The organism is Gryllotalpicola koreensis (assembly GCF_039538185.1).
GTDB lineage: Bacteria > Actinomycetota > Actinomycetes > Actinomycetales > Microbacteriaceae > Gryllotalpicola > Gryllotalpicola koreensis.
This window is the reverse complement of the sequence record NZ_BAABBW010000004.1, coordinates 23,229-44,927: the sequence shown is the minus strand read 5'-3', so window position 1 is coordinate 44,927 and position 21,699 is coordinate 23,229. Positions and strand designations below refer to the sequence as shown.

Below are 21,699 nucleotides of genomic sequence, written 5' to 3'. Positions count from 1 at the left end.
CATCAGTCGTCCCCGGATTCCAGTTGAAGCTGCAGCGCCCGCACGAGACCGAGGCCGACGTAGTGCGGCTGCCGGTCAGCGAACTCGCTGAGGTACTGCACTCGTTCGTTGTCGAAGTCCTCGGTGTTCGCGCCGGCCGCGATCAACGCGTAGCCGTTGACCATCGCACCGTTCAGCTCGTCGGCGACATGAACGGCGATTGCCTGGTCCAGCGCCGCCTTCGTCTCAGCACTCACTCGGTGCCTCCTCGTGCGCCCACATGTGTGCCCAGAGGTCGGCCATGTCCGGCGTGCACTCGAGCCGCAGCTCCTGATCAAACTGGCCCACGATGTCGGCAGTGACGGGTACCGGCACGATCTGCTCGCACACCGGGCAGATGACCTCGACGGTTCCGACGCTGACCGGGCCGCTCGCGACTGTCATGCTCGCTCCTCGATGTTGTGTCCCCGTGGCGCGCAGCCGCCCCTACCCCTCGGTGCAAGACCGAGCGAAAGCAGGGATAGTGGGGGCGCTTCGGCGAGTCAGACCGTTGACGCGCCACGGGAGGACCGGTCAGGCGGCGTCGTTCTCGGCGTCGCTCTGGTCTTCGTTGTCGTCGGCGCCGGTGAACGTCGACGGGTCGGTGAGCTGTAGCGGCTGATGCTCGGCGTTGATCCGGTCGACTTCCTTCTTCACGAGGTCGTCGTTCCAGTCGGGGTTCGCGCGCTTGACCGCCGTCCATGTTGAGATAGCGCGGGCGGCACTGAGCTGGGCGATGATCCGCGATTCCTTCTCCGCGTCGACCTGCAGCTCCTGCGGCCACGATGCGGCGACCTGCGCGCCGGCGATGCCGCCGCGTCCGGGGAACACGATCGCGTCGAGCTCGAGGGCCACGCTCGCGATGTAGGTCAGCGCGGATGTCGCGTACCGCTTCTGCTTGTCGAAGGTCGTCTCTTCGCGCTTGTCGCGCATCAGCTCGCCGGTCGCCGTGAGGTTCCCGGCGCGCTCCTCGTAGTCGCGGGCGCCGAGGCCCGCGTTGCGGAGAACGATCTTCGACAGGCTGAGGATCATCTGCTCGTGCGCCGCCGTGCGGATCTCGAACTGCTGGGCGGTGATCTGCGCCTTGTCGTCGACGTTCTTGATCGAGTCGATCTGCGCGAAGACCTCTTGCTCCTCATCCCAGGACGCGCCGCGGCCGGGCCCCGTGGTCTTGAGGAAGTTCTGCGGGATGAAGATGCGGCCGCGGCCGATCTTCAGATCGCGCATGTACGACGACCAGGCCTCGTCGACGGCGTTCAGCTCCGACTCGACGCCCGCATAGTCGGAGCGGCCGAGGTGCGCGAGCGTGCCGAGCTTGCGGAAGTCGCGGTCCTTCTTCACGTTCGGCTCGTACGCCGCGGTGAGGCGGGTGATACCCGTGTACAGGGTGACCGTGTGCGTCTCTGGGTCGATCTCCTTGCCGCGGTCCGCCGTGACGAGCCACGCAAGCTCCGGCAGCGTGTCCGCGGGGACGGGGAAGCCGACGTTGTCGCCTGTGCCCTTGTACAGCCCGTGGAGGATGCGGCCCGGTTCGTGCCGTTCGAAGTGCCGGTAGAAGTCCTCACCGTCGGCGTGCGAAGACCAGAACGTGACCGCGGCGAGGCGGCCTGCGGACCATTCGGGGATCGCCGTGTCCGCGTCGTGCGCCCGAGGGTACACGTGGTCATTCGTGGCTGTGTTCCATGCGACGGAGAAGTACGTGCCGCCGAGCGCGGAGGTCAGCTCGCCGGACTCGGCGAACATCATGCGCGCCTCGTCCGAGTTCATGATCAGGTCCAGGCGGTCCTGCACGATCTGCTCGGCCCGCGACGGCAGGCCATCCGGGTCGGCGGTCGCCGAAGTGAACTCGGGAGGCTCGGCCCACAGCATGTCCGACTTCATCGTGGCGACGTCGGCGGCAAGGGGAACATGCAGCGCGGTGCGCCGCGTTCCCGGTGTGACCCGCTTGCCCCAGAACAGGTTCGAGATCCCGTTGAGGACCGTGCCGTAGATACCGCCTGTGCGCGCTTCACCGTTGTGGGCGTGGGTCGCTGACGGGGCGCCGGTCGCGTAGATCGCCTGCAGCGTGTCGATGTCGCCGCGGTACCAGGCGTCATGCTCACGGAACCGGTCGAAGACGGGACGGAAATCGGTCGGAGGCCAACTGGTATTCGGGACAGGCAGCGGCATGCGTTGTGTCCTTTCGGTCAGGCGGCCAGGTCGTACCAGGTGATCTCGTCGCGCCACTGGAACTCGGTGGAGGCGATCGCGTAGCGGCCGGCGTCGAGGGAGTCGTCGGCGACCTTGATCGGCTCGTCCTTGCCCGCGGCGGTGGCCTTCGGGTCCCACGAGTAGCCGGCTGCTTCCTTGATGAAGCCCTGGCACCGGTCCGACACCGCGAGGTGCCCCTCGGCGAGCAGCGAGGCGACCATGCCGATGCCGTATGCGACGTCATTCACAGCGCGCTGGTTGCCGATGCCATTGACGTTGAGCTCCTGGCGGAAGTGCTTGGCGGCCGGGTCGGCGTAGATCGTCTCAGGGCGCAGCGCGGTCTCGTACGGGAGGTGCTGGGCGGGCAGCCACGCTTTGAACTCCGCGGCCATCTGCGACGGCGCGAGGGTGACATTGTCGGTGATCCGGTCGCGGCGGAATTCGTCGACGAGATACAGGCGCGATCGGGGCTTGAGCGATGTTCCTTCTCGTGAGAGGCCGAGGATGATGCCGGACGTCGCGTGGTTGGTTCCGAAGTCGAGGCCGATGGCGAGCAGCGCCTGCATTTGCGGGAGCGTCTCCCAGGGCACGACGTGTCGGTCGGGGTCCCACATGTCGTAGATGGCACCCTCGGCGGCGACCCATTCGCCCTTAATGAAGCGGCGATTCCACAGGCCCGTGAACTCGCGGTTCTTCTGCTCAATCCACGACCGCTTCAGCGTCGGGTTGTCGTCCATCGTGAAGTGGAAGTAGGACCAGCCGAGCTCGCGGTAGCGGTCGAGGAACTTCACCTTGAACCAGTGAGCCGGGGAGTCGGGGTTCGTGGTGCCGAACAGCTTCGCGCCGGTCACGGACATGCGGCCCAGGAGCTGGGTGAAGAACTCTTCGGGGATGACCGTGATCTCGTCGACGTATGCGCCGGCGACGGTGAGGCCACGGACGACCTTCTCGGCCTTCGCGTCGGACGCGCCGAGCACGAACACGGTCTTGCCGAGGATCCGCGCGGTCGGGGCGCCGGATGTGTAACTGACCTGCTTGGCGAGCGGCCCGAAGAGACCCGCGTCCATGAGCGGCATGAACACGTTGCGGTACGCCGAGTCGCGGGTGCGGGCCACGACGACGAGCACGCCGCCCGATGGGGCTACGGCGACGAAGCCGAGCCAGCGCAGCAGCGAGCCGATGGTCTTGCCGGAGCGGATCGCGCCGTCCCAGACGTTCACCGAGCACTTCGAGTCCCGCACTGATGACAGCTGCTTGGGGGAGAGTGCGACAGACAAGCTCGCCCCCTCGTCGTCTAGGCTCGAGACGTGGCAGCAACCAATCACGGCGACATCGCCGCGATGACCGTCGAGGAACTCCGCGCCGAAGACGAGCAACTCAAACAGCAGTGGGACCGCCTTGAGCGGAAGTCCGATCCGCGCGGCATCTATGCGGCCCAGCAGGAGACGATCGAGACTCGCCGTGACGCCATCCGGAAGGTGCTCGCCGAGCGCGACTGAACGCCGACTTTACATAGTTGGTGATTATCAGGCCGGGTTATCCACAGGCTCGTCGTCCTCCGACGCCGAGTCGTCAACACCGATCTGAGCCATCAGCTTCACGATCATCGACACGCCCTCAGCCGCACCGCCGTCACCATCACGCTCAACCACACGCGTCACCTTGTCGAACGCGATCGCAGCCGTGGTCATCATCGACCGCTTCGCCTCAACCGGCGGCTCGTCGAGCGTCTCCTCAGCGAACGTGTTGTCCTTGCCGCCGAAGTTGAACACCCGATACTCGCCATGCATGTCGTCGAGGATCAGGTGCGCTTCCTCGAGCATCCGCTCAGCCAAAGCCGCCCGACCGGCAGCGAGATCAGCAACACGAGCTCGGGTCGCCTCCTCCGTCTGAGACCGATCGAAGCTCAGCCCCATGTTCCGCGCATGCCGCGAAACCGTCTCCGTCGACGCATTCAGCTCAGCCGCGATCTGACGAAGCGGCATCCCCGCAGCGTGAAGCTCACGCAGACGTGCGCGTTTCTCATCGCCAAACGTATGAGCCGCGGCCATTGGATCACCTCGTTCGCTTCACGGCCCCAGGCCGGGTGTCAGCAGGCCCCTTCACCGTTGGCTAGTGTTCGGTGGGAGGTAGGCATGGCGCGTCTTGGAGAGCGGCTCGGGTTGCGTGAGCCGAGGTCTGTCCTTCAGACGGACTCGCTTGACGGTCCGACGCGAAATCGGATCTGGAACGTCATTGAGATGGTTCGGGAACACATTCGGGAGCACATCGATTGGCAGATCGATGAGAGCATCCTCCAGGCCATTTGGATGGTCCATTACGAAGAGCGCCTTGACGAGCTGGGGCACAGCTCGAAGGCTGTGGCTCGCATGAAGGACGACGTGGTCTCGGGTGACTGGCTTGCTGTACTCGAGGTCGTCGAGAGTTTCGTGAATCAGCTTGACCATCCGAAGACGCGCACCATTCGCACACAGGCTCTTGACTTGTTCAACCTGGCATTCGTGCGCTACCTGGTCGGTTTCCGCTTCGTCGGGACAGAACTCGTGTCCGTCACCGACAAGGAGGAGATTGAACAGATCGCCGGAGCACTTGAGGCGACGAGCGGAACGACTTCGCGGACGCACTTGGACCGAGCACTAGCGCTGCTGGCCGACAAGCGGGAGCCGATTTACGCGAAGGTCATATCTGAAGCCGTCGGTGCGGTCGAGTCGGAGGTCCGGCTCCTGACTGGCAAGAACGATTTGGCGGACGGTCTGAAGCAGCTGGAAGCGAAGGGCTACGCAATCCACCCTGCTCTCAGAGGCGCGTGGACGAAGCTCTACGGATACACGAGCGATGCCGGCGGCATCCGTCATGCGCTCATCCGGGATGACGAAGTTGATGAAGCGCTCGCCGTGTACTTCCTTGTCTCCTGCTCTGCGTTCATCAACCTGCTGCGTAAGGTGAGCGCTTCCGACCGGACCTAAGCCAACGAAGTCCACCATGGCGGAGCGCCGCGGCTCCGTCTGAGCTATTGAGGCGCTGGCCGGAGTTGAACCGGCTTGCGCGGCGTTGCAGGCCGCTACCTGGCCGTTCGGTCACAGCGCCGTGGTTTGGTGGGCGCGCCTTTGCGGTGATGTGTTCCGCGGGCCGCGCATCGGGCATCACTCCGACCGGGCGACCCCAACCGTCGATTACGGCGGCATGTCGAACGCGTCCTGGCTCCTCCACCAGGGGTCGAACCTGGAACCTCACGGTTAACGGCCGTGCGCTCTGCCTGTTGAGCTATGGGGGATCGGTGGGGCCGGCTGTGGTCTCGTCCCGGGAGTGCCGTCGTTGGCCCCGATGCCGCTTGCCTGTTACGTGGCACTCGCCTTGGCGTCTCTGACCGGTCCTGACCCGGCGACCTTCGCGTCGACAGCGCGATGCTCTTCCATCTGAGCTACGGAGACACAAGAGCGGCCGGAGATTATCGCGGGCCGGCCGCTGTTCGCTCGCCGCTACGAGCGCCCGCTGATCGGGCGGGAAGTCTGCCCGGGTTCGCGGTCAGCTGGGCCGGGCGCCCTGGTTGCCCCTGTGGGGGAGTAGTGCCAGTTATGCGGCCCTTGTCTGGCGCGGGCTACGTGTTCTGTTGTGCCGGCGTATGAGCTCGGCGTGCGTCGGCTTCGCGGGGTCTTCCGTGCGACGCGTGACGGTCAGTGACAGCTCGCTCTGGCTGTGCCCGACTCGTGCGGCATTCGGGTGCCGCTCTCGACCGACCTGGGGTGTTCAAGCCCGGGCCGGGAGACAGAGAAGGCGAAGCGCCGATTTTTTCGACAGCTTCGCCTAGCCCCTCAAGTATGTGCGAGATTCGGCGGGTCCGCAACGACATCCGTCTCGGCGTGTCGTTCGGTGACCCCGTCCAGGCCGTCGTCCCAGAATCGATTGAAGAGCGAGCCGGTGAGCGCGTCCCAGATCTCGTCACTCACCACACGGTCGGGTGCGACATTGCTGCCCGCGCGGCGCGTGATCCATGCCGCCTCGTCAATCGTCATCTCCACGGTGACGGTCGCAGGTATCTCGTTCTCGCCGAGGGCGATGTTGCGCACCTTCACTGTGCTGGCTCCTCGTCATCGAATTCAGCGCCTTCCAGGGCAGCGTCCGAGCGCCACCGGAATCCCTCTCGCTCCACCGCCGCCTTCGCGCCGGTGATGAAGTCGCGCCACCGCGTCGGCTCTGGGCCCGTCCTGCCGTGCAGGTCGCGAATCTGCCTCACGAGTTCGTCATCACCTGGGTTCTCGTGTAAGCCAAGGACTTCGGAGATCACGTCGCGGAAACGATCGGCGGCGTCGGCCGCGATGCGGTGTGCGGCCTTCTCGTCCTCTAGTGCCGTGACGAGCAGCTCAACCCTCATCGCGCTGAATCCTGTTCGACTACGGCGGACGCCATTGCTGCCTCGCGGGCTTTCCGTTCACCCGCGGCGATCGCTTCGCCAAGCATGCGGAACTGGGATGAGTCCCACGTCGCGCCGCAAGCATTGCAGCGGGCACCGGTCGTCGTCTCGGTCTGCTTGTCACGCATGAACACGAGGGCGCGGGACTGGATGAGCTCGCCGGCGTCGTGCTTGTCGAGGTACTCGACGCCACACGCGGGGCAGGGCGCCTTGATCGGGACCTCGCGGGCGGTGGGGTTCAGGTAGGAGCGCACGGCGTTGGCCCATCGCTCGACGAGGGTGAGGGCGCTGTATTCGTGGCGGGCGTAGAAGAACGTCGGCTGGCCGGGCTTTGGTTTCTCGACGGGTTCGCGGGTCTGGATCTCGTAGAGCACGTCTTCGCGGGCGCGGACGGCCCACTGGGTGACGTAGTCCTCGGCGTGCCCGTACGGGGTGGGCCGTTTGCTGACCTGGGCAAGCACCTGTGCGGCTTCGTCGGTGATGCGCTCGAGCAGGTCGACGGCCGCGGTGTCGATGGGAGGCCGCGATCCGAACGCGGCGGACCCGCCGCCGGATTCCATGCCGCCGAAGATTGCTTCGCGCAGCTGGTGGAGGAGCGGGCCCTCGGTGGTCGTCTTGATGCCCTGGTCCGTGTGGACGATGACCAGGTGGTCTTGGGTGAGCTGGTCCACCAGGTCGGCGAACGACGCGGTGACGGTTCTCACGATGCCCTCCGCTCGGCAGTGATCTTGATGATCGCCGGCTCGGTCGTGACCCTGTTGTGCGCGTAAGTCGACACGTCGACATGCCTAGTCTCGATGTTCGTGATAGTTACGTCGTTGGGCAGGCGGCGCAGAGCAGCAACCATGCTCTCGGGTGTGGCATCTGCGCTCTCGGTCCACCGTTCGTAGCTGATGCGTTCGTAGCTCACAGTTCGCCCTTCTCGAGTTTGTGCGCCCACACGTCGAGCTGCCGTTTGATCTCGGCGTCCTTCTCGTCGTCGAAGATGTGCAGCCGGTACGCGAGCTGACGGATGCGGTCTGCGGCATGCTGGTCGAGGACCCGCTCCGTTTCGGTCAGGTCGACGTGCTCGTCGGTGATTTTGTCGAGCTCGGCGAGGGACGTGTCGGTGAATCCGTTGAGGAACGTCCGACCGGACCAGTCGCGCACACGGGTTCGTATCCGGTAGAGGACGACGTTCTCGCGCTTGAGCTTGGTCGCGTCGATGGGGCGCTTGGAGGCCATCGGTGCTTCTCGCTTTCCGCCGCGCGCTCGCGCGGCGGGAAAAGATACACCCTGAATGCCGAGGACGCGCGCGCCACAACGCGCTGCGCTACTTCGCGATGAGACCTTCGTTCGCCCACGCGACGATCGCGGCCGCGCCGTGGAAGGCCGCTCGCGCCTCACGAAGATCAACCTCGCCGTTTCGGTGGCGATCTTCCTGGCCATCCCAAAGCGCCTGGATGAATCCAATCAGGGTCTCGGCGTTGCGGCCCGCGTGGTCAGCGCGCTCATCGAGAGGGAGCGTCCATGGCATCTTGGCATTGCGCATAACCGCGAGCATGGTGCCGAGAGTCGCGCCTGTGTTCTTGGGCTCGATTGTCTGATGAAGAGCAGTCTCGACGGCTTTGACGGACATCTTGTATGCCTCGCCGGGGTTGGGGCTGATCCCGTATGCCGCGGTGAACGCCCTGTGGAGCAACAGTCCGGGGCCCGCGTCTGCAAAGGTGGCGAGGAGAGCATGAAGCTCTCCTTCTGGAAGGCGCTCAACCAACCGCTCGTGGCCCTCTGCGTCAGGGGCGACTGTGTATTTCGAATTGTTGATCTCAAAGATCCGCCTGAGTTCGACGGGGGTGGCTGTCCCTGAATAGAGGTAGGCAACCACATCTGCGAACCGCAGCATCAGCATCGGCGTGAGCTGGCGCATGCGTCGGAGGACGTCTTCTCCGGAGATGTGTCCCGTCGGGGTGTCCCCCAGTTCGATTCCCGCGAGTGCCCTAATCTCGCGCGCCATGTCCAGGTTCAAGAACCGATATGGGCCCACGACATAAGTGACCGCTTCATACAGGGCAGCCATCAGTGCATCGCGCAGTGGCGGCGGGGTCCCATCCTGAAGCACCAGCAGATCGGTGTACTCCTCGTCCGTGACGCCAAACGGTCGAAATCGTTGCGCAGCCATGGCGCGAGCCTATCTATGTGAGCGGACGCCAGCGCCGGCGATCGTGGGTGGTGTGCAAACCTTTCGCGGTGGGGGTTCCGGTAGGCGCGGAAAGCGCCTGTGCGGCCGCGGGTCGATGCTTTCGCTGGGAAGCGGCGCGAGCCGTACAGGCGCACCAGCCGAGCGCTGCCTGTCCCAAGTTGGACGTTGACGCTTGCGGCGCTGACTAGCCTTCGGACGCAATCTCAGCCGTCGGCGGCTTCTTCTTCTCCGGGCGAGCGCGCCGGTTACTCGTTTCAGGCGAGGACACTGCGGCTGTAGACGTCGGTTCGATGACGACCGCTCTCTCCCATAGCCGCTGATAAGCCCCTCGGATGGCTTCGGAAGCAGCTTTGTCGGGGAGTGGGGTAATAACGCCCGGCCGCCGTGAGATCGTGTTGAGACTGCTGCCGAAGATCACCACGTCGCCTAGGTCCGGAATGAAGAAGCGATCGTGCAGTTCCTTTGCTGGGAGGTATCGAACTTCAAGCGGGCGGGTGACCGCTGCAAGTCCATGTGCCAAGATCGGCCGCTTCCGGCTCATGTCTTGATCTCCGGTCAGGATCCTCGTGACCGACGGAACATCGGCGAGGTCGAAGAATTGCGGCGTTCCCAAGTACGGATCAACGATCATCCCCGCCGACTGTCCCGTGATGACGTCGAAAACGCGCGCGTACGCCAGCGGATCTGTTGGGTCAATGACTACCGTCACTGGCTCGTCTGTTGAGACGTCAACGGTGGGACGGTTGAGTTCTTGAAGCACGGCCATCCCGAGTTTGGTCGGACGCACATGGCCGTGCTGAACCGTAGCCCAACCGAGGCGAGAGAAGTACGCCGACATCGTCTCGCCTTCTTCAACTTCGAACTGTCGGCCCAGGGCATCAGCCACTGAAGCAATGCTCGTCCTCATGTGCAAGGGCAGGGTTACCGGCTTCCGTCGCGTAGGCGCCTTCGCGTAGGCATCAAAGTCCGCTGTCGCGAGCTCCTGGTCGTTGCGCGTTACTGCGGCCATGTATGCGAGAGCTCGGTGAGCGCTTTCGTCTGCAAGTTCCACATCCGAGACGCTATCTCTCTGGCGGCGTGACAGTTATGACCCGGCGGCGGTCGATTGTCCGCCGGAAATTGCCTCATACGTCTGCTCGAAGATGTCGGGCTTGCACGGGTAGAACGTGTCGGGCTTCGAGTCGGGGATGATCCAGTCGCCGTGCCGGACGACCGCGGTCTCGCCGTGGGTGGTGGTGACGTTGATCGCGAGGTAGTCAGGGCCGGTTTCGTCGCACGTGTCGCTCGCCTCGACGGCCTCGATGTAGTAGCCCGGATTCATCTGGTTGATGACATTCGGGCCGACGAACTCGCAGACCTCCTTCCAGGTCGACCAGCGCAGCTGAACCGCCTCGATCTCGACCGGCTTCTTGCGGAACTTGGTGGTCATGCGTTGGTCCCTTCTACGTGCTCGCGTGCGAGCTGGAAAACGATCTGGTCGTGGACCTCATCGGGGAGTCGGCGCAGGCCGAGCGCGCCCTTGAACGGGATCGGGTGGGGGAGCGGGCGCGGGTTCGCGAGTTCGAAATGCCACGCGCCCAGCTCGGCCCAGTCGGAACACGCGCCCTGAGCCCCGCCAAAGAATGAGAAGCGCTCGCACTGCTCATCGTTTGATCCGTGCACGTCGATGAGGTCGACGACGCCGATGATCGCGCCGAGCGGGAGACGGTACGGCCACGACTTCTCGCTACGCATGAGCAAGCCGCTGAGGTCCTTCTCGACCTCGATGCCGTGTCCGTAGTCGATCCGGTCGCCGCGGCGGCCCGGCTGAGCGAGGCCAGCGTGGATAGCGATTGGGCCGCGGTATCCGCCGGTGAGGTCCCTCGTGCGGTTCTCCACCGTCTTGCCCATCCTCAGAATGGCCGTCGCCCACGGCTGGCGAACTGTCAGCACGCGCATCTCGCTCACGAGCGCTTCCCCAGGTCGAGTTCGGGGATCACGTCGAAGGTGAGCGTGTCGAGGTTGAGCAGGTCGGCCCAGTCGTGCGCCTTCCTGCGCTTCACGTACGCGAGGGTCACGTGCGGCTTGTACTCGGGGAACGTGTCCACGTGGGGGAGGAACGAGAGGCGGGCGTGCGCGTCAGCGAGCTCGCGGGTCACGTCGAGGCGGGCGACGACGCACCCGTACGGCTCGTCCGGGTCTGGGGAGTCGAACACCTCGACGTGCGAGACGCTGAGCTGCGCCGGCGGCTCCCAGTCGGCGAGCACGGCTCGCACCTGATCTTCGATCTGCCAGGCGCGCTGCAGCAGACCGTAGAGCAGCGTGACGTGTCCGCCCTTCGCCGCCACCGCGCCGTCAACCCACCAGTGCTCGGGGTTCGTGGACGTGTACAGGTCGGCCTGGTCGAGGAGACCCTCGCGGCCGTCGAAGACGTCGAACGAGCTGACGGGGAGCATGACGCACCCCAGCTCGCTGACTTCGATGCCGAGTGCGTCGGTCACCGCCTTGAACTGGCGGATGCTCTGAGCGGCGGTCATGCGATCGTCCTTCCTGCGAGCGTCTCCGCGCGCGTCTGCGCGTGGTGCTCGCGGTCGTAGTGGAGGTGGCACCCCTGACACATGGCCATGAGGTTGTCGTCGGAGCAGTTCTCGGGCGTGTGGTCGAGATGCGCGGTGGTGAGGATCACCGTCGAGCCGGTGCCGTAAGCCGGGCCGCGGTGCACGTTCGGACATCGGCCCTCGTGCGTGCCGCGGCCGCAGCGTCCGTCGCACTCGCATCGGCTTCCCGCGCGCTCGAACTTGATCCGGTCGCTGATCTGCTTCCAGTCCTCGGGGTAGCGCGCCCGCTCGCTTTCACGGATCGGCATCAGCGGTTCGCCAGCTCAAGCAAGACCGCCGCGTGGCAGATGTCGGGCTCGCCCGGTTCGGGAAGCGGGCACCAGCACGCGAGGTCATGGCCGGCGAGTTCGGTACGGATCTCGTCCACCCTGGGCGCGAGACCCGGGTGATTCAGCACCAGGTCCCGGAACCGCCGCACAGCGGATGCGCGCGCACCGTCGAGGTCCGTGCACTGGCCGATGAACCCGACCCCGTCTCGTTCGAGATCGAACGGCCCGCGACGGTGCACTGGGACGATCCGGATCGGGTTGCCCCACTTCGATGGCCGCGCGACGACGATCGCGCCCTCCGGCTTGCGATAGCCCTTCTTGCGGCTCAGTCGGATGCGCTCAGGCATCGGTGCGCCCTCCTGCGAGCGCGCGCGGCTGGTGCGCGGGGCACGGCGCCGGCACGCCGCAAAATCCGCACTTCGGGTCCCACGTGCCGACGAACGCGTTCGGGGCATCGCGGTGCAGGTGCTCGTGGTGCGCGGTCTTCTGCGCGGCCGACATGAGGCAGATCGTCATGTCGAGTGGCAGCGGCTCCGGGTCGAGGCGTGGCGCGCGCACGCGGGCTCGGAGCTTTCCGTTCGATGCGACCAGCAGACCCCATCCAGCGGGCAGCTCGCCCTTTTTCACGATCGATGCGTCTGGGATGACAAGCCACCAGTGGTGCATGTACCTCTTGAACGCCTCCGACTTCTCCGGGTCGCGGAGCTCGACGAGCCAGTCAGAGCGCGAGACCTTCACCTCGTGACCGTGAAGTGCGAGCGATGACCCGTAGGGGACGCCCGGATACTTGTCGGCCGCGATGAAGTCGACGATGCGGGTCGCGTTGTATCCCATGCCATTGCGCACGTGCTCGGCACGCACCCAGCGGTCAGCGAAGGTGCCCGCGCGCTGGTACGAGTAACGATCGAGCAGAAGGTCGAGCATGTCGCGCTCGGTCATCCTCGGCTGCGGGAGACGTTCGGCGATCGCCTCGATCTGCTCGGGGTCCACCAGCGCGCTCACGAGCGCGCCCCGGCCGTCAGCTCGAGCCTGCCGCCCGTGGTGATCGCCGTCGACACCATCACAGCACCTCCGGTTCGTCATCGAGGATCACGACATCGGACTCCGGATCGATGCCAGCCGGGTCCGGCGCGAAGGCCGCGAGGTTCGCGAATCGCACGGATGTTCCCTGACCCCACGGGCCCGACGTGGGAGTCGACTGCATAATCGCGACGAGCGTGTCCTCGACGACGGCGCTCGTGGAGAGTTGCACTCGTACGCGCTTGCCGATGTGCTCGCCGCTGAGTTCAGTCGGCTTGATGGTGTGCGTCATGGTTGGCCTCCTGTTCAAAAGGGCGTGTCGTCGCTGTAGCCGCCAGGCGTCGGCCACGGGTCGGCGGCGCCGAGGGCCGTGGCAGCCCACTCCTGCTGTGCGCCCTGGGGCGTCACGCCCTGGTCACCCGTCCACGCCTGCTGACCTTGCTGGTTCGTGCCTGCCTGATTGCGCGCCGCGCGCGTCACCTGCGCGGTCGCGTAGCGCAGCGACGGACCGATCTCCTGCACGTCGAGCTCGATGCTCACGCGGTTCTGGCCGTCCCGGTCCTGGTAATTGCGCTGCTTGAGGATGCCCGTCGCAACGACCCGCGCGCCCTTGGTGAGCGAGCCCGCGACGTGCTCGGCGAACTCGCGCCAGGCGCTCGCGCGGAGGAACAACGCCTCACCGTCCTTCCACTCGTTCGACTGACGGTCGAACTGCTTCGGGGTGCTCGCGATGGTGAAGTTCGCCACCGCGAGGCCCGTCTGCGTGTAGCGGAGATCGGGATCGGACGTGAGATTCCCCACGACTGTGATGATCGTCTCGCCGCTCATGCAGCTACCTCCTTTGCCGCTTCTGCGGCCTTCCTGCGGTCGCGCTCTTCGAGAGCTGCGATCGCGATCTCAAGTTGTCTGTCGGCCGGAATGACCAGTGTTGGCTTGTGCTGTTTCTGGTGCTTGCGGCGCTTCACGGGCGCCTGCTCGGGAAAAGCGGCGGGAGAAGATATGCCTGTATTTGGCTCTTGTCCAGTCCAGATTTCGGCACCCCACGAATGAGCGCGCCGCCACGCCTGGTACTCGGGCGTTTGCTTGTACTCGTCGACGGTCATGCGTGCCGCCGCCATGTGGCCGGGCGCGGGTTTGCCTTGAGCTTCAGCCGCAGACGGATGTCCTTCACCTGCGCATTCGTGAGGCTCAGCTCGGCGGCAATGTCCGCGTCGCACATGCCCTGAAGCACCCGGGCGCCGACCTGCTGCTCGAGCGTGAGGCCCGACAGGTCGCCGGCGATCATGCCGCTGATGATGTCCGCCACCGTCGTGCCGAGCCGCTCGGCGCGGGCCACGAGCCGCTGGTAGATCTTCTCCGGAAGGTTCAGCGCGACCCTCATGCGCTCGGCTCCTGGTCGATCTGAGCCTGAGCCCGGATCTTCGCGTCGACGTACGCGATTGCATCCTCGAACGTGTTGAGGTGCAGCCGGTGACGGAAATACGCCGGCAGCGACGGATGCGACACCCGCCAGCACAGCTCGCCCGTCCACGGGAACCGTGCCCGGCTGATCACCCACTTGGGCTCGGAGTTATCCACAGGGTTGCTCGCGCGGTTACCAACGTGAGGGATCTCTGAAAGGTGAGTAGCTCGTGCGTTAGTTCGTTCGTTCGTTCGTGCCATTGGCACAACGCCTTCCTGCCATGCGCCTGCCATCGCGTTGCTATCCGTCCTGCTATCCGGGTTGCTATGCGTTCCGCGCATTGCCCCACCTCTCCTCGGCGCCCTTCTTCCCTGCCGCCGACTTCACCTCGTGGATTGCCTGCGCCTCAGCGCCGACGACCTGCCTCGTGCCGAAGTTCTTGATCTGCCAGCCGCCCTCGACGACGATCCACAACCGGGCGTCGACCAGGAGCCGCGCATCAGCGGCCGTCCCGTGCACGAACGGCAGCGTCGCCTTCTTGATCAGGCCGTCCGTGCCCTGCCCGACTGCATGCGCCAGCGAGCAGAAGTACACGAACGCAGCAGCCTTCCCCTTCGCCCCCAGCCCGACCAGGTCGAGCACCTTGTCGTGCGTCGGGAAGTTCGTGTCCGCCCGGAACCAGGGAAGTCCATCAGCCATCAGCCGTCCCAACCCATCTCGTGCATGCGCTTTCGCGCCTCCTTCTCCGTGATCTGCGTGAACCCGCCGACGTCGTCGTAGAGCACCCAGACGAGCGAGAGCGTGAACCGGCCCGGGACCTTCACCCAACGCCGCGCAGGCCACTCGCGCGGATCAGCCAAGGGCCATCCCGGAACAGCCCAGCCCTCCGCGACCGCCTCGCGCGGATGCTCAGTGACCCAGCCGTGACACCCGTCCGTCCCGGATCCGCACAGCAGATTCAAGTTCGACGCGAGCGTGAGGCCACCCTGCGACCTGTTCTTCCGGTGATCCCGGTTCACACCAAACACGGGATGCACGCGGCGGCACTTCACGCACACGCCGAGATCGCGCAGCGTCACGAGCTCGTAGGCCAGTTGCTCTTCAGCAGCGCTCGGGCGCTGCGTCTGCTCGTACTTCGGGCCGATCATGCGCGGAATCCCGACGGGAGTTCTCCCAAAACCGGCGCGATGATTGAACTATGACAGCCCTGACAAGCCAGTTCATTGCCCAGATTCAGCGAACGCCGTTCACGCTCGTCGTTGATGGAAGGACAGTCGTCGTGCGCGCGTCGCGTGCTCGATTCGGACTGGTGTCCGCGGAAGCGGAGGTCATGGAGGGTGACGTGCGAATCGGCTACCTCACGGCGTATAGCGAGACAGAGCGAGGTGCGGTCCCAGCCTCCCAGGTCGGTCTTGGCGCGCCACGGCTCTTTCGCGAGCTCGAGCCCGCGGTTCGATTGATTCTGCGCAAGTCGCCGGCGCCCAACGTCGACTGACAGGTCAGGCTTCACGCGGCGACCCCCAGCGACTCGACCGATGTCGCGAGCAGGTCGCGCGCCGACGGTGGAGTGACCGCGTTCCCCGCAGCCTTCACCAGGTCACGCTTGGAGATCGGCTTCACACGGTCAGGCGACTGCCACTTGTAGTCGGCGGGGAACGCCATGCCCGCCGCAATCTCGTGCGGCTCGAGCATGCGGAACAGCGCCTCGGGCACCAGCTCTTCGGCGGCCTTCAGGTCGGCGGCTGAGACGCGCGGCTTGCCGGTCATCTCCCCGTGCTGGATTAGCGAGACGTTGCCGCTCGTCGTGATCGTGCGCAGGTACTCGGTGACTGGTGTGCTCATCGAGGCATCCGATGATCCGTGCGAACCGTGGGAGTTGTTCCGGTGGATCAGCGCGTGAGCTGCACCATCTGCGACGATCGTGCGCAGCGGGTCCGTCATCGGGTAGAGGTTGCGGTCCGCGCGATCGCGGAACTGCGACACTAACGCGTCGACGAGCATGTGGTGATTCCCACCCGCTGCGACCGTCGACATCGGATCATCCACGGATCGTGACGTCGACGTGCCGTACATCTCAGCCAGGAACGGAGACACGAGCGCCGTCTCCGCGCGCGTGGTCAGCGTTCGCAGGTACTGGTCAACGGACTGTGCCTGCTTCCCGTCGCGCGCCTCGACGGGCACGAGCAGCGAGGCGTGCATGCCGCCTGCGACGAGCGCGGGCAGTACCTCGGAGATCTCGCGCGCCCGAGACTCGTCGGAGCCGGAGACGTGGTTGACGATCAGCGGATTCACGAGCGCTTTGGTCGCGGTCGTGGTGAGCGACTTCAGCGCGTCCTCGATCGGCCACGCCCTGTAGTACGCCTCGAGCTCGCCGTGGTTCGGGTGTTTCGGGTCCGCCGCGTCGTACGTGTTCCCTGCTGCCTCGGCGATGAGTGGTCCCCAGTAGCGGGCGATGCCGGCGGCGATGCGTGCGCGGGTCTTCGGCTTGAGCCGGTCGCCGATGCGCTCGCCCGGGATGGACCAGTCGATCGCGGATGCCGCGGGAAGCCACCCGGGTTCGACCTGACGGCCGCACCTGGAGCAGCAGTAGATGTACGCCTGGCGGTACCGTCCTACGCTGCGGTTCGGCTTGAACGACTGCACGGACTCCACGACGACGTCACACCGGGTGCAGTACGCCTTCGGGCGCAGGATGCGGTCGAGCTCGGGCGGCCGCTCGCCTTCGGGCCAGGCGACGATGTAGATCCGGTCGCGGGACTGCGGCGCGGGCAGCCCGAACGTCTGCGCGTGCATGGAGTTCAGCGATACAACCCGGAAGTTGTAGCCGAGCGCGCGCAATTCCTGCCGCCACACCGTCCATGCCGTGCGGTACTGCGCCTGAGTCGCAATGTCGACGACGTTCTCCACGAACACGAGCCGGTAGCGGTGGTACTCGATGAACTTCAGCACGTCGAACATGAGCAGCCTCGAGCGGGTCTTCACGTCATCGCTGAGCGGGTCCTCGAACAGGCCCTCTTCGATCGCGGGAAGCTTCGACCCGTTCGCCTGACTCCACTTCGTGCACTCCGGCGAGAACCAGCCGATCGTCGTCTTGGGGAAGAAGCTCGGCCGCTCCTGGTGCAGGTCCACGACTGAGTGGTCCGTGTCCGGGTGGTTCCAGTTGTGGATCTCGGTGACGGTCTTGTTGTGGTTCGCGGCGATGCGGATCTTCACGCCAGGCACCTGGATCATTCCCGTCGACGAGCCGCCGGCGCCCGCGAAGAAGTCGCTAACCGTGATATCGAGGCTCAACGGGTCACCCCTGAGGGATCGAGTGCGTCACCGATGAGAGCCATTGACTCGTCGCTGAGGCGCAGGCGGCGCCGTCCTGCCATGGACACCGTCTGGCACGGCGTCTTTGGGGTCTCGATCAGCAGCTCAGGCTGGTTTGCGGCCAGCTTTGCGAGCATGCGCGTTCCGACCGCGGGGATGTTTGGGGTGTCGTCAGGCGTGTTCGCATAGAAGTCCGTGACGGTGATGTCGTGGCTCATTCCGACACCTCGGGCTTCCGCGGGAAGACGTCGAGGTTCGGCTGGATGAGCGCGGTGGCGTAGACCTTGCCCGCGTTCTCGAAGTCGAGGATGACGACGCCCGGCTTGTTCGGATTCGTGCCCTTCGTGAAGGTCAGACGAGGCGTCTCGGCACCATCGAGTGAGAGTGCCCGCGCCTTGTTCAGAAACGCGAGCTTCAGGAGCTTCGGCTCGGACGAGATCTCGGCGGCGCGTGCCTGATCGAGGAGCTTCCACACCGGAGGGAAGTTGCCGGCGACAGTCTTCGCAGTGCGGCTCAGCGCCAGGTCTCCGCCCGAGATCGTGATCGTCACCGTGGCCGCTTTCTCGTCAGCGAATTCTGTGACGACGGTCGCAACCGGGTCGTGCCCGCCGAAAGCCTTGCGGTTCTGCCTCATCGTCGTGACCACCCAGGACAGCTCCGAGTGGTGGATGAGCAGCTCGTGAGGCTTTGCCGCCTTCTTCGTCTCTGCGAATGCCTCGTGCACGCGGTACCGGTCCGTGGCGAGAGCGCGCACGCGGCCCTTCTCGACCTCGAAGTGCGCCGCCAAGAGAATCGGCGTGGCCCATTCGGTCTTGTCGATCGCCGCGAGGGAGGCCTCGGCGAGGTAGCGGAGCGCGTGCGCACTCATGGTGAATGTCTGCTTGGTCATGCTGCTGACTCGCTTTCGGTGTCGAGAAGGTCGAAGAGAGACGGGGTTTCGTGGGCGCGATCCATCTCGTGCTGGTACATGACCGCGTCTCGGAATGAGGTGGGGTTGAGCTCGCTCGCGCGGCCACGCCGGCCGAGCTTCCGGGCGCGAAGCGGCACAGTGCCGAGTCCGCCGAAGGGATCGAAGATCAGCTCGCCCGGGTTGGAGAACCGCTCGATGAGGCGGTCGACGATGTCGAACTGCAGCGGGCAGACGTGGAACTCGAGGTCGCGGCGCGACTGCTCACCATTGAGGGTGAGCATTCGGTTCACGTCGTCCCACACCCACGGCGACCAGCTGCCCGGGTCGAGGGACTTGAACGTGCGCGGCAGGTTCTTCCGCGCCTCCATGTCCTCGCCGAGCGCGACGTGAGCGGCGTAGTCGTAGAGGTTCACGCGGGAGTGGCGCTTGAACAGCGCCGACCACTCATCGATCTTGAGCCCGGCGAGGTCCTCGGCTGTCAGCAGCCGGTTGCCGCTCGAGCGCCAGTCTGCGGCGGCGTCGATCTGCCACTTGACGAGCGAGAACGTGTCACGGGTGTGCTCCACGCGCTCGTCGGCGTAGCCCTTCGAGCGGTCCGTCTGCGGCTTGTGGAACAGCAGCACGTATTCGGGCGTGCCGACGCCCATCTTCGTGCCGTCCTTGAGCATCTCGGAGTACGAGAGGCGATAGGTCTGGTTGTTCTCGCGCACCACGTCGGTGGTGATCGTGATCATGCCGACGTAGTCGAAGCCGTGCTTCACGCCCTCGCGCCACGTCTGGTGCTCGAATCCGCCGAGTGTTGGGATTCCCGCGCCTGTGACCGCTCCGAACTTGATGCGGTCCTTCACGTGGATCGCGAGGATCCGGCCCGGCTTCAGCACCCGGTAGACCTCCGGCCACCAGAAGTCCATCTGCGCCCAGAAGTGGTCGTCGCCGTCGACGTGACCGAAGTCGTTGTAGGACTCGACGTACTCGTACTGGTCGCTGAACGGGATCGAGGTCACGATCTCATCGACAGACGCCTCGTCCATCTGCGTGATCATCTCGACCACACAGTCGTTGAGCGCGATGGTCCACTCGTCACCCGACTCGACCTGCCGCTCGACACCCATCGTGCGGGTCAGCTCGGCGCTGATGGCCGTCGATGACAGCCCGAACTCGCGGATGATGTCTGACATGCGCTCGGTGAGCTCATCGTGCTCGCGCCACTTCGCCTGCAGCGTCTCGACGACCTCGGACTCCGTCTCGGCGGCGATCATGTGCACTTCGCAGTCGCGCGCCTGACCGAACCGGTGGATGCGGTGGACGGCCTGAATCGTGTCGTTGAACTTGTACGTGACGCCGACGAAGACGGCTGTGTTGGCCTGCTGCAGGTTCATGCCCTGCCCGAGCATCACCGGCTTGCCAATCAGCGCGTACGTCTCCTTCGCGCGCCACGCGTCGAGGCGCCGCTCGGCTTCCTCATCTGAGAGCGTCCCGTGCACGGACGAGTAGCTGAGGCCGGCGCGGTCGAGCATGCGCTCGAGCTCGGCCTGCTCGTCGTTGAGGTCGCACCACAGGATGATCTGGTCCTGGTCGTGCGCGCTCCTGCGGTGCTCGGCGACGAGCTGTTCAGCGAGGCGGATGCGATCCTCGAGGGTCATGCGTTTCTCGCGCGCCGTGTCCGCGAGCGACATCGCGCCGCCGCGGAACAGGTGCCCCTGCCCGTCCTTGTCCATCGTGTGAGCTGCGACGTCGACGTCGACGGTGTGCCAGTGCACGTTGAGCACGGGCAGCGCGTAGCCGTCGTCGTCGAATCCGAGGTCGGACGGGCGCTGCAGGAACGTCGCCCACGTGTTCAGCCACAACCAGAACTCGCGCTCCTTGTGCGGGTACAGGGTGAGGTCGTTGGCCTTCTGCGAGTTGCGCTGAAAGAACCGTGTGAGCGCCTGACCGGAGTCCATGATGCCCAGGAACGCGGCGTAGTGGATCAGCTCTTTGAACCGGTTCGGGCTGGGTGTGGCGGTCGCGACGAACCGGAACGGGATCGAGTCGAACAGGGTCAGGAACTCCTGATAGGTCTTCGACCCGTACGAGCGCAGCACGGATGCCTCGTCGAGGCTCACGGCCGTGAACAGGTCGACGTCGAGCTTCCCGTCGCGCACGCTCTCGTAGTTGGTGACGTAGATGCCGCCGCCGCCGACCTCGTCGGTGTGGCGCACGAACGTCACGTTGACGCCGAGCAGGTTGCGGCCGTCGCGGATGAACTCGCCGCGCACGCCGAGCGGCGCGATGATCAGCGCGCGCCCACCACGGTGCTTCGTGATCAGCCGGAGGATCTCCAGCTGCATGACGGACTTACCGAGACCGAACTTCGCGAAGATCGCGCGCCGGCCACCTGCGACCGCCCACCACACGATCGACTTCTGGTGCGGCTTCAGGATGGGGGAGATCTCGTCGGGGTCGACCTCGAAGCCGAAGCTGCGGTCGAATGCGACCTTCTCCTTCAGGAATGCGTTGTACGCCTCGAGCCGCTCAGTGGCCGGCGCGAGCTCGGGCGTCACTGGGTGACCTCTTCCAGCTTCCGCCCGACGATCACGCCGACGTACGTCTCGACGACGATGTCCTCGTCCTTCGCTTCGAGAACCGCCTGCGCGCGAGCACGCTCGTGCTCGGCGTACGCCCGCAGCTTTCCGATCATCTCGGCGCGGGAGAGTCGCCCGTAGTCCGCAAGGCTGAGGCCATGGATGCTCTGGTCGCGCAGGCGCGCGCTCGTCATGCGCTCGCTCATGCCGCCCACCGCACCTTCGTCAGCGCCTCGCCATGCGAGACCGGCAACGACTCCTCGATTGGATGCTCGAGGTGCCGTGCGCCCATCGCGGCGAGCACGAGACTGTCCGCGACGTTGTTGTCGGTCACGTCGGCGTGCGGATACCGCTTCACGACGGCCGCGAGAACGGCGTCCTTCGCGGCGTTCCCCTTACCTGTCGCGTACTTCTTGAGCGACGATGGGGACACCTCAACAACCCGGTAGTCAGCGGAGATCAGTTCGTGGACGATGAGCCACCACAGCCCGGACCGGTCGTGATGTGAGCCTGCGGTCTGCGAGTAGGCAGGCTGCTCGATGACGACCACCGATTCGGTGGACAGCATGTCGGCGTGCAGGAGGATCCGGTTCATCAGGACCCGCAGGCGCCAGTCGCGGTCAGCGAGAGAGTCGCCGCGCTTCCCGCTGGACTTGATCAGCTCGGACTTGATGCCGTCCGTGCCGATTGATGTGACACCGGTCCCGGTGAGGGACAGGTCAATGCCGAGGCTGTAGATGATTGGCGGCGGGGACTGGATCTGCTCGGTGACGCCGTCTTCGGGCGCGCCGATAATGGGTGAGTTCACCTTGGTTCCTTTGACAGAG

At 65.4% G+C, this 21,699-nt stretch carries 34 protein-coding genes and 3 tRNA genes; 3 read left to right on the top strand and 34 right to left on the bottom strand.

Annotation, left to right across the window (positions count from 1 at the left end; all coding sequences use genetic code 11):
* Window positions 1-2: 2 nt before the first annotated feature.
* The 4 genes from ABD708_RS11905 to ABD708_RS11890 form a co-directional block, all read right to left on the bottom strand.
* The gene (locus ABD708_RS11905) at window positions 3-236 is read right to left on the bottom strand and encodes a hypothetical protein (RefSeq protein ID WP_344754680.1); all 234 of its coding nucleotides are present in this window, start codon (window positions 234-236) and stop codon (window positions 3-5) included.
* Window positions 226-423 (bottom strand): hypothetical protein, encoded by a 198-nt coding sequence (locus tag ABD708_RS11900; protein WP_344754678.1) that lies wholly within the window; start codon window positions 421-423, stop codon window positions 226-228. Before ABD708_RS11900 ends, ABD708_RS11905 begins: the two co-directional genes overlap by 11 nt.
* Before the next feature lie 129 nt (window positions 424-552).
* Window positions 553-2,187 carry a phage portal protein gene (locus ABD708_RS11895; protein ID WP_344754676.1) on the bottom strand — a complete coding sequence of 545 codons (1,635 nt, stop codon included), beginning with the start codon at window positions 2,185-2,187 and terminating at the stop codon, window positions 553-555.
* A gap of 17 nt (window positions 2,188-2,204) precedes the next feature.
* Window positions 2,205-3,485, bottom strand: a complete 1,281-nt coding sequence (locus ABD708_RS11890; protein ID WP_344754674.1) for a PBSX family phage terminase large subunit — start codon at window positions 3,483-3,485, stop codon at window positions 2,205-2,207.
* A gap of 30 nt (window positions 3,486-3,515) precedes the next feature.
* Between ABD708_RS11890 and ABD708_RS11885 the strand changes: the two genes are divergently transcribed.
* Window positions 3,516-3,707: a hypothetical protein gene (locus tag ABD708_RS11885; RefSeq protein WP_344754670.1), complete on the top strand. Its 192-nt coding sequence runs from the start codon at window positions 3,516-3,518 to the stop codon at window positions 3,705-3,707.
* A 27-nt stretch (window positions 3,708-3,734) separates the two neighbouring features.
* Here the strand turns inward: ABD708_RS11885 and ABD708_RS11880 are convergent, their stop codons facing one another.
* On the bottom strand, window positions 3,735-4,259 hold the full coding sequence (locus ABD708_RS11880; RefSeq protein ID WP_344754668.1) for a helix-turn-helix domain-containing protein: 525 nt from the start codon (window positions 4,257-4,259) through the stop codon (window positions 3,735-3,737).
* On the opposite strand from ABD708_RS11880, the gene ABD708_RS11875 reads away from it, so the two are divergent.
* The gene (locus ABD708_RS11875; RefSeq protein ID WP_344754666.1) at window positions 4,245-5,174 is read left to right on the top strand and encodes an AbiJ-NTD4 domain-containing protein; all 930 of its coding nucleotides are present in this window, start codon (window positions 4,245-4,247) and stop codon (window positions 5,172-5,174) included. The genes ABD708_RS11880 and ABD708_RS11875 overlap by 15 nt on opposite strands.
* A gap of 50 nt (window positions 5,175-5,224) precedes the next feature.
* Here the strand turns inward: ABD708_RS11875 and ABD708_RS11870 are convergent.
* The 23 genes from ABD708_RS11870 to ABD708_RS11760 all read right to left on the bottom strand — a co-directional run bounded on the left by ABD708_RS11870 (window position 5,225) and on the right by ABD708_RS11760 (window position 15,234).
* Window positions 5,225-5,295 (bottom strand) — tRNA-Cys (locus ABD708_RS11870).
* Window positions 5,296-5,406: 111 nt separating this feature from the next.
* Window positions 5,407-5,482 (bottom strand) — tRNA-Asn (locus ABD708_RS11865).
* Window positions 5,483-5,563: 81 nt separating this feature from the next.
* A tRNA-Asp gene (locus ABD708_RS11860) sits at window positions 5,564-5,639 on the bottom strand.
* Window positions 5,640-6,020: 381 nt separating this feature from the next.
* Window positions 6,021-6,281, bottom strand: coding sequence for a hypothetical protein (locus tag ABD708_RS11855; protein WP_344754664.1), 261 nt, complete (start codon window positions 6,279-6,281; stop codon window positions 6,021-6,023).
* On the bottom strand, window positions 6,278-6,580 hold the full coding sequence (locus ABD708_RS11850; protein WP_344754662.1) for a hypothetical protein: 303 nt from the start codon (window positions 6,578-6,580) through the stop codon (window positions 6,278-6,280). The genes ABD708_RS11855 and ABD708_RS11850 overlap by 4 nt, the downstream gene beginning before the upstream one ends.
* The gene (locus tag ABD708_RS11845) at window positions 6,577-7,323 is read right to left on the bottom strand and encodes a DUF7341 domain-containing protein (protein WP_344754660.1); all 747 of its coding nucleotides are present in this window, start codon (window positions 7,321-7,323) and stop codon (window positions 6,577-6,579) included. Before ABD708_RS11845 ends, ABD708_RS11850 begins: the two co-directional genes overlap by 4 nt.
* Window positions 7,320-7,529, bottom strand: a complete 210-nt coding sequence (locus ABD708_RS11840) for a hypothetical protein (protein ID WP_344754658.1) — start codon at window positions 7,527-7,529, stop codon at window positions 7,320-7,322. Before ABD708_RS11840 ends, ABD708_RS11845 begins: the two co-directional genes overlap by 4 nt.
* Window positions 7,526-7,843, bottom strand: coding sequence for a hypothetical protein (locus ABD708_RS11835; protein WP_344754656.1), 318 nt, complete (start codon window positions 7,841-7,843; stop codon window positions 7,526-7,528). Before ABD708_RS11835 ends, ABD708_RS11840 begins: the two co-directional genes overlap by 4 nt.
* Window positions 7,844-7,931: 88 nt before the next feature.
* Complete coding sequence (locus tag ABD708_RS11830; protein WP_344754654.1) at window positions 7,932-8,777, bottom strand: hypothetical protein; 846 nt, start codon at window positions 8,775-8,777, stop codon at window positions 7,932-7,934.
* Between the two features lie 205 nt (window positions 8,778-8,982).
* Complete coding sequence (locus tag ABD708_RS11825; protein WP_344754652.1) at window positions 8,983-9,684, bottom strand: hypothetical protein; 702 nt, start codon at window positions 9,682-9,684, stop codon at window positions 8,983-8,985.
* Between the two features lie 198 nt (window positions 9,685-9,882).
* The gene (locus ABD708_RS11820; protein ID WP_344754650.1) at window positions 9,883-10,227 is read right to left on the bottom strand and encodes a hypothetical protein; all 345 of its coding nucleotides are present in this window, start codon (window positions 10,225-10,227) and stop codon (window positions 9,883-9,885) included.
* Window positions 10,224-10,745, bottom strand: a complete 522-nt coding sequence (locus tag ABD708_RS11815; RefSeq protein WP_344754648.1) for an ASCH domain-containing protein — start codon at window positions 10,743-10,745, stop codon at window positions 10,224-10,226. The genes ABD708_RS11820 and ABD708_RS11815 overlap by 4 nt, the downstream gene beginning before the upstream one ends.
* A complete protein-coding gene (locus ABD708_RS11810; RefSeq protein ID WP_344754646.1) occupies window positions 10,742-11,314 on the bottom strand; it encodes a 2'-5' RNA ligase family protein in 573 nt (190 codons plus the stop codon). Before ABD708_RS11810 ends, ABD708_RS11815 begins: the two co-directional genes overlap by 4 nt.
* A complete protein-coding gene (locus ABD708_RS11805) occupies window positions 11,311-11,643 on the bottom strand; it encodes a hypothetical protein (RefSeq protein ID WP_344754644.1) in 333 nt (110 codons plus the stop codon). Before ABD708_RS11805 ends, ABD708_RS11810 begins: the two co-directional genes overlap by 4 nt.
* Window positions 11,643-12,011 carry a DUF4326 domain-containing protein gene (locus ABD708_RS11800; protein WP_344754642.1) on the bottom strand — a complete coding sequence of 123 codons (369 nt, stop codon included), beginning with the start codon at window positions 12,009-12,011 and terminating at the stop codon, window positions 11,643-11,645. The genes ABD708_RS11805 and ABD708_RS11800 overlap by 1 nt, the downstream gene beginning before the upstream one ends.
* Window positions 12,004-12,666, bottom strand: coding sequence for a hypothetical protein (locus tag ABD708_RS11795; RefSeq protein WP_344754640.1), 663 nt, complete (start codon window positions 12,664-12,666; stop codon window positions 12,004-12,006). Before ABD708_RS11795 ends, ABD708_RS11800 begins: the two co-directional genes overlap by 8 nt.
* 58 nt (window positions 12,667-12,724) lie before the next feature.
* Window positions 12,725-12,976: a hypothetical protein gene (locus ABD708_RS11790; protein ID WP_344754638.1), complete on the bottom strand. Its 252-nt coding sequence runs from the start codon at window positions 12,974-12,976 to the stop codon at window positions 12,725-12,727.
* A gap of 14 nt (window positions 12,977-12,990) precedes the next feature.
* Complete coding sequence (locus tag ABD708_RS11785; RefSeq protein ID WP_344754636.1) at window positions 12,991-13,512, bottom strand: single-stranded DNA-binding protein; 522 nt, start codon at window positions 13,510-13,512, stop codon at window positions 12,991-12,993.
* Complete coding sequence (locus ABD708_RS11780) at window positions 13,509-13,787, bottom strand: hypothetical protein (RefSeq protein WP_344754634.1); 279 nt, start codon at window positions 13,785-13,787, stop codon at window positions 13,509-13,511. Before ABD708_RS11780 ends, ABD708_RS11785 begins: the two co-directional genes overlap by 4 nt.
* Window positions 13,784-14,065 carry a hypothetical protein gene (locus tag ABD708_RS11775; RefSeq protein WP_344754632.1) on the bottom strand — a complete coding sequence of 94 codons (282 nt, stop codon included), beginning with the start codon at window positions 14,063-14,065 and terminating at the stop codon, window positions 13,784-13,786. The genes ABD708_RS11780 and ABD708_RS11775 overlap by 4 nt, the downstream gene beginning before the upstream one ends.
* Entirely contained in the window at window positions 14,062-14,262 is a 201-nt protein-coding gene (locus tag ABD708_RS11770) for a hypothetical protein (RefSeq protein WP_344754630.1), read from the bottom strand. Before ABD708_RS11770 ends, ABD708_RS11775 begins: the two co-directional genes overlap by 4 nt.
* 148 nt (window positions 14,263-14,410) lie before the next feature.
* Window positions 14,411-14,785, bottom strand: coding sequence for a hypothetical protein (locus ABD708_RS11765; protein ID WP_344754628.1), 375 nt, complete (start codon window positions 14,783-14,785; stop codon window positions 14,411-14,413).
* Window positions 14,785-15,234, bottom strand: coding sequence for an HNH endonuclease (locus tag ABD708_RS11760; protein ID WP_344754626.1), 450 nt, complete (start codon window positions 15,232-15,234; stop codon window positions 14,785-14,787). The genes ABD708_RS11765 and ABD708_RS11760 overlap by 1 nt, the downstream gene beginning before the upstream one ends.
* A gap of 50 nt (window positions 15,235-15,284) precedes the next feature.
* Here ABD708_RS11760 and ABD708_RS11755 point away from each other — a divergent pair, with 50 nt between their 5' ends.
* On the top strand, window positions 15,285-15,581 hold the full coding sequence (locus ABD708_RS11755) for a hypothetical protein (protein ID WP_344754624.1): 297 nt from the start codon (window positions 15,285-15,287) through the stop codon (window positions 15,579-15,581).
* Window positions 15,582-15,592: 11 nt separating this feature from the next.
* Here the strand turns inward: ABD708_RS11755 and ABD708_RS11750 are convergent, their stop codons facing one another.
* From ABD708_RS11750 to ABD708_RS11725, 6 genes are read right to left on the bottom strand one after another with little or no spacing between them, the layout of a single operon-like run.
* Entirely contained in the window at window positions 15,593-17,377 is a 1,785-nt protein-coding gene (locus ABD708_RS11750) for a DNA cytosine methyltransferase (RefSeq protein WP_344754622.1), read from the bottom strand.
* On the bottom strand, window positions 17,374-17,616 hold the full coding sequence (locus ABD708_RS11745) for a hypothetical protein (protein ID WP_344754620.1): 243 nt from the start codon (window positions 17,614-17,616) through the stop codon (window positions 17,374-17,376). The genes ABD708_RS11750 and ABD708_RS11745 overlap by 4 nt, the downstream gene beginning before the upstream one ends.
* Window positions 17,613-18,287, bottom strand: a complete 675-nt coding sequence (locus ABD708_RS11740; RefSeq protein WP_344754618.1) for a hypothetical protein — start codon at window positions 18,285-18,287, stop codon at window positions 17,613-17,615. Before ABD708_RS11740 ends, ABD708_RS11745 begins: the two co-directional genes overlap by 4 nt.
* Window positions 18,284-20,851, bottom strand: coding sequence for a DNA methyltransferase (locus tag ABD708_RS11735; protein ID WP_344754616.1), 2,568 nt, complete (start codon window positions 20,849-20,851; stop codon window positions 18,284-18,286). Before ABD708_RS11735 ends, ABD708_RS11740 begins: the two co-directional genes overlap by 4 nt.
* Window positions 20,848-21,078 carry a hypothetical protein gene (locus ABD708_RS11730; protein WP_344754615.1) on the bottom strand — a complete coding sequence of 77 codons (231 nt, stop codon included), beginning with the start codon at window positions 21,076-21,078 and terminating at the stop codon, window positions 20,848-20,850. Before ABD708_RS11730 ends, ABD708_RS11735 begins: the two co-directional genes overlap by 4 nt.
* On the bottom strand, window positions 21,075-21,680 hold the full coding sequence (locus ABD708_RS11725; RefSeq protein WP_344754613.1) for a RuvC family protein: 606 nt from the start codon (window positions 21,678-21,680) through the stop codon (window positions 21,075-21,077). The genes ABD708_RS11730 and ABD708_RS11725 overlap by 4 nt, the downstream gene beginning before the upstream one ends.
* Window positions 21,681-21,699: the final 19 nt, after the last annotated feature.

Bases quoted from the DNA above. Each gene is read 5' to 3' on its own strand.
- ABD708_RS11755 (WP_344754624.1), top strand. From the start codon at position 15,285: ATGACAGCCCTGACAAGCCAGTTCATTGCCCAGATTCAGCGAACGCCG.
- ABD708_RS11810 (WP_344754646.1), bottom strand. From the start codon at position 11,314: ATGACCGCCGCTCAGAGCATCCGCCAGTTCAAGGCGGTGACCGACGCA.
- ABD708_RS11835 (WP_344754656.1), bottom strand. From the start codon at position 7,843: ATGGCCTCCAAGCGCCCCATCGACGCGACCAAGCTCAAGCGCGAGAAC.
- ABD708_RS11875 (WP_344754666.1), top strand. From the start codon at position 4,245: ATGAGCCGCGGCCATTGGATCACCTCGTTCGCTTCACGGCCCCAGGCC.
- ABD708_RS11745 (WP_344754620.1), bottom strand. From the start codon at position 17,616: ATGAGCCACGACATCACCGTCACGGACTTCTATGCGAACACGCCTGAC.
- ABD708_RS11895 (WP_344754676.1), bottom strand. From the start codon at position 2,187: ATGCCGCTGCCTGTCCCGAATACCAGTTGGCCTCCGACCGATTTCCGT.
- ABD708_RS11830 (WP_344754654.1), bottom strand. From the start codon at position 8,777: ATGGCTGCGCAACGATTTCGACCGTTTGGCGTCACGGACGAGGAGTAC.
- ABD708_RS11780 (WP_344754634.1), bottom strand. From the start codon at position 13,787: ATGACCGTCGACGAGTACAAGCAAACGCCCGAGTACCAGGCGTGGCGG.
- ABD708_RS11800 (WP_344754642.1), bottom strand. From the start codon at position 12,011: ATGCCTGAGCGCATCCGACTGAGCCGCAAGAAGGGCTATCGCAAGCCG.
- ABD708_RS11775 (WP_344754632.1), bottom strand. From the start codon at position 14,065: ATGAGGGTCGCGCTGAACCTTCCGGAGAAGATCTACCAGCGGCTCGTG.
- ABD708_RS11765 (WP_344754628.1), bottom strand. From the start codon at position 14,785: ATGGCTGATGGACTTCCCTGGTTCCGGGCGGACACGAACTTCCCGACG.
- ABD708_RS11805 (WP_344754644.1), bottom strand. From the start codon at position 11,643: ATGCCGATCCGTGAAAGCGAGCGGGCGCGCTACCCCGAGGACTGGAAG.
- ABD708_RS11740 (WP_344754618.1), bottom strand. From the start codon at position 18,287: ATGACCAAGCAGACATTCACCATGAGTGCGCACGCGCTCCGCTACCTC.
- ABD708_RS11820 (WP_344754650.1), bottom strand. From the start codon at position 10,227: ATGACCACCAAGTTCCGCAAGAAGCCGGTCGAGATCGAGGCGGTTCAG.
- ABD708_RS11900 (WP_344754678.1), bottom strand. From the start codon at position 423: ATGACAGTCGCGAGCGGCCCGGTCAGCGTCGGAACCGTCGAGGTCATC.
- ABD708_RS11790 (WP_344754638.1), bottom strand. From the start codon at position 12,976: ATGACGCACACCATCAAGCCGACTGAACTCAGCGGCGAGCACATCGGC.
- ABD708_RS11760 (WP_344754626.1), bottom strand. From the start codon at position 15,234: ATGATCGGCCCGAAGTACGAGCAGACGCAGCGCCCGAGCGCTGCTGAA.
- ABD708_RS11785 (WP_344754636.1), bottom strand. From the start codon at position 13,512: ATGAGCGGCGAGACGATCATCACAGTCGTGGGGAATCTCACGTCCGAT.
- ABD708_RS11730 (WP_344754615.1), bottom strand. From the start codon at position 21,078: ATGAGCGAGCGCATGACGAGCGCGCGCCTGCGCGACCAGAGCATCCAT.
- ABD708_RS11850 (WP_344754662.1), bottom strand. From the start codon at position 6,580: ATGAGGGTTGAGCTGCTCGTCACGGCACTAGAGGACGAGAAGGCCGCA.
- ABD708_RS11880 (WP_344754668.1), bottom strand. From the start codon at position 4,259: ATGGCCGCGGCTCATACGTTTGGCGATGAGAAACGCGCACGTCTGCGT.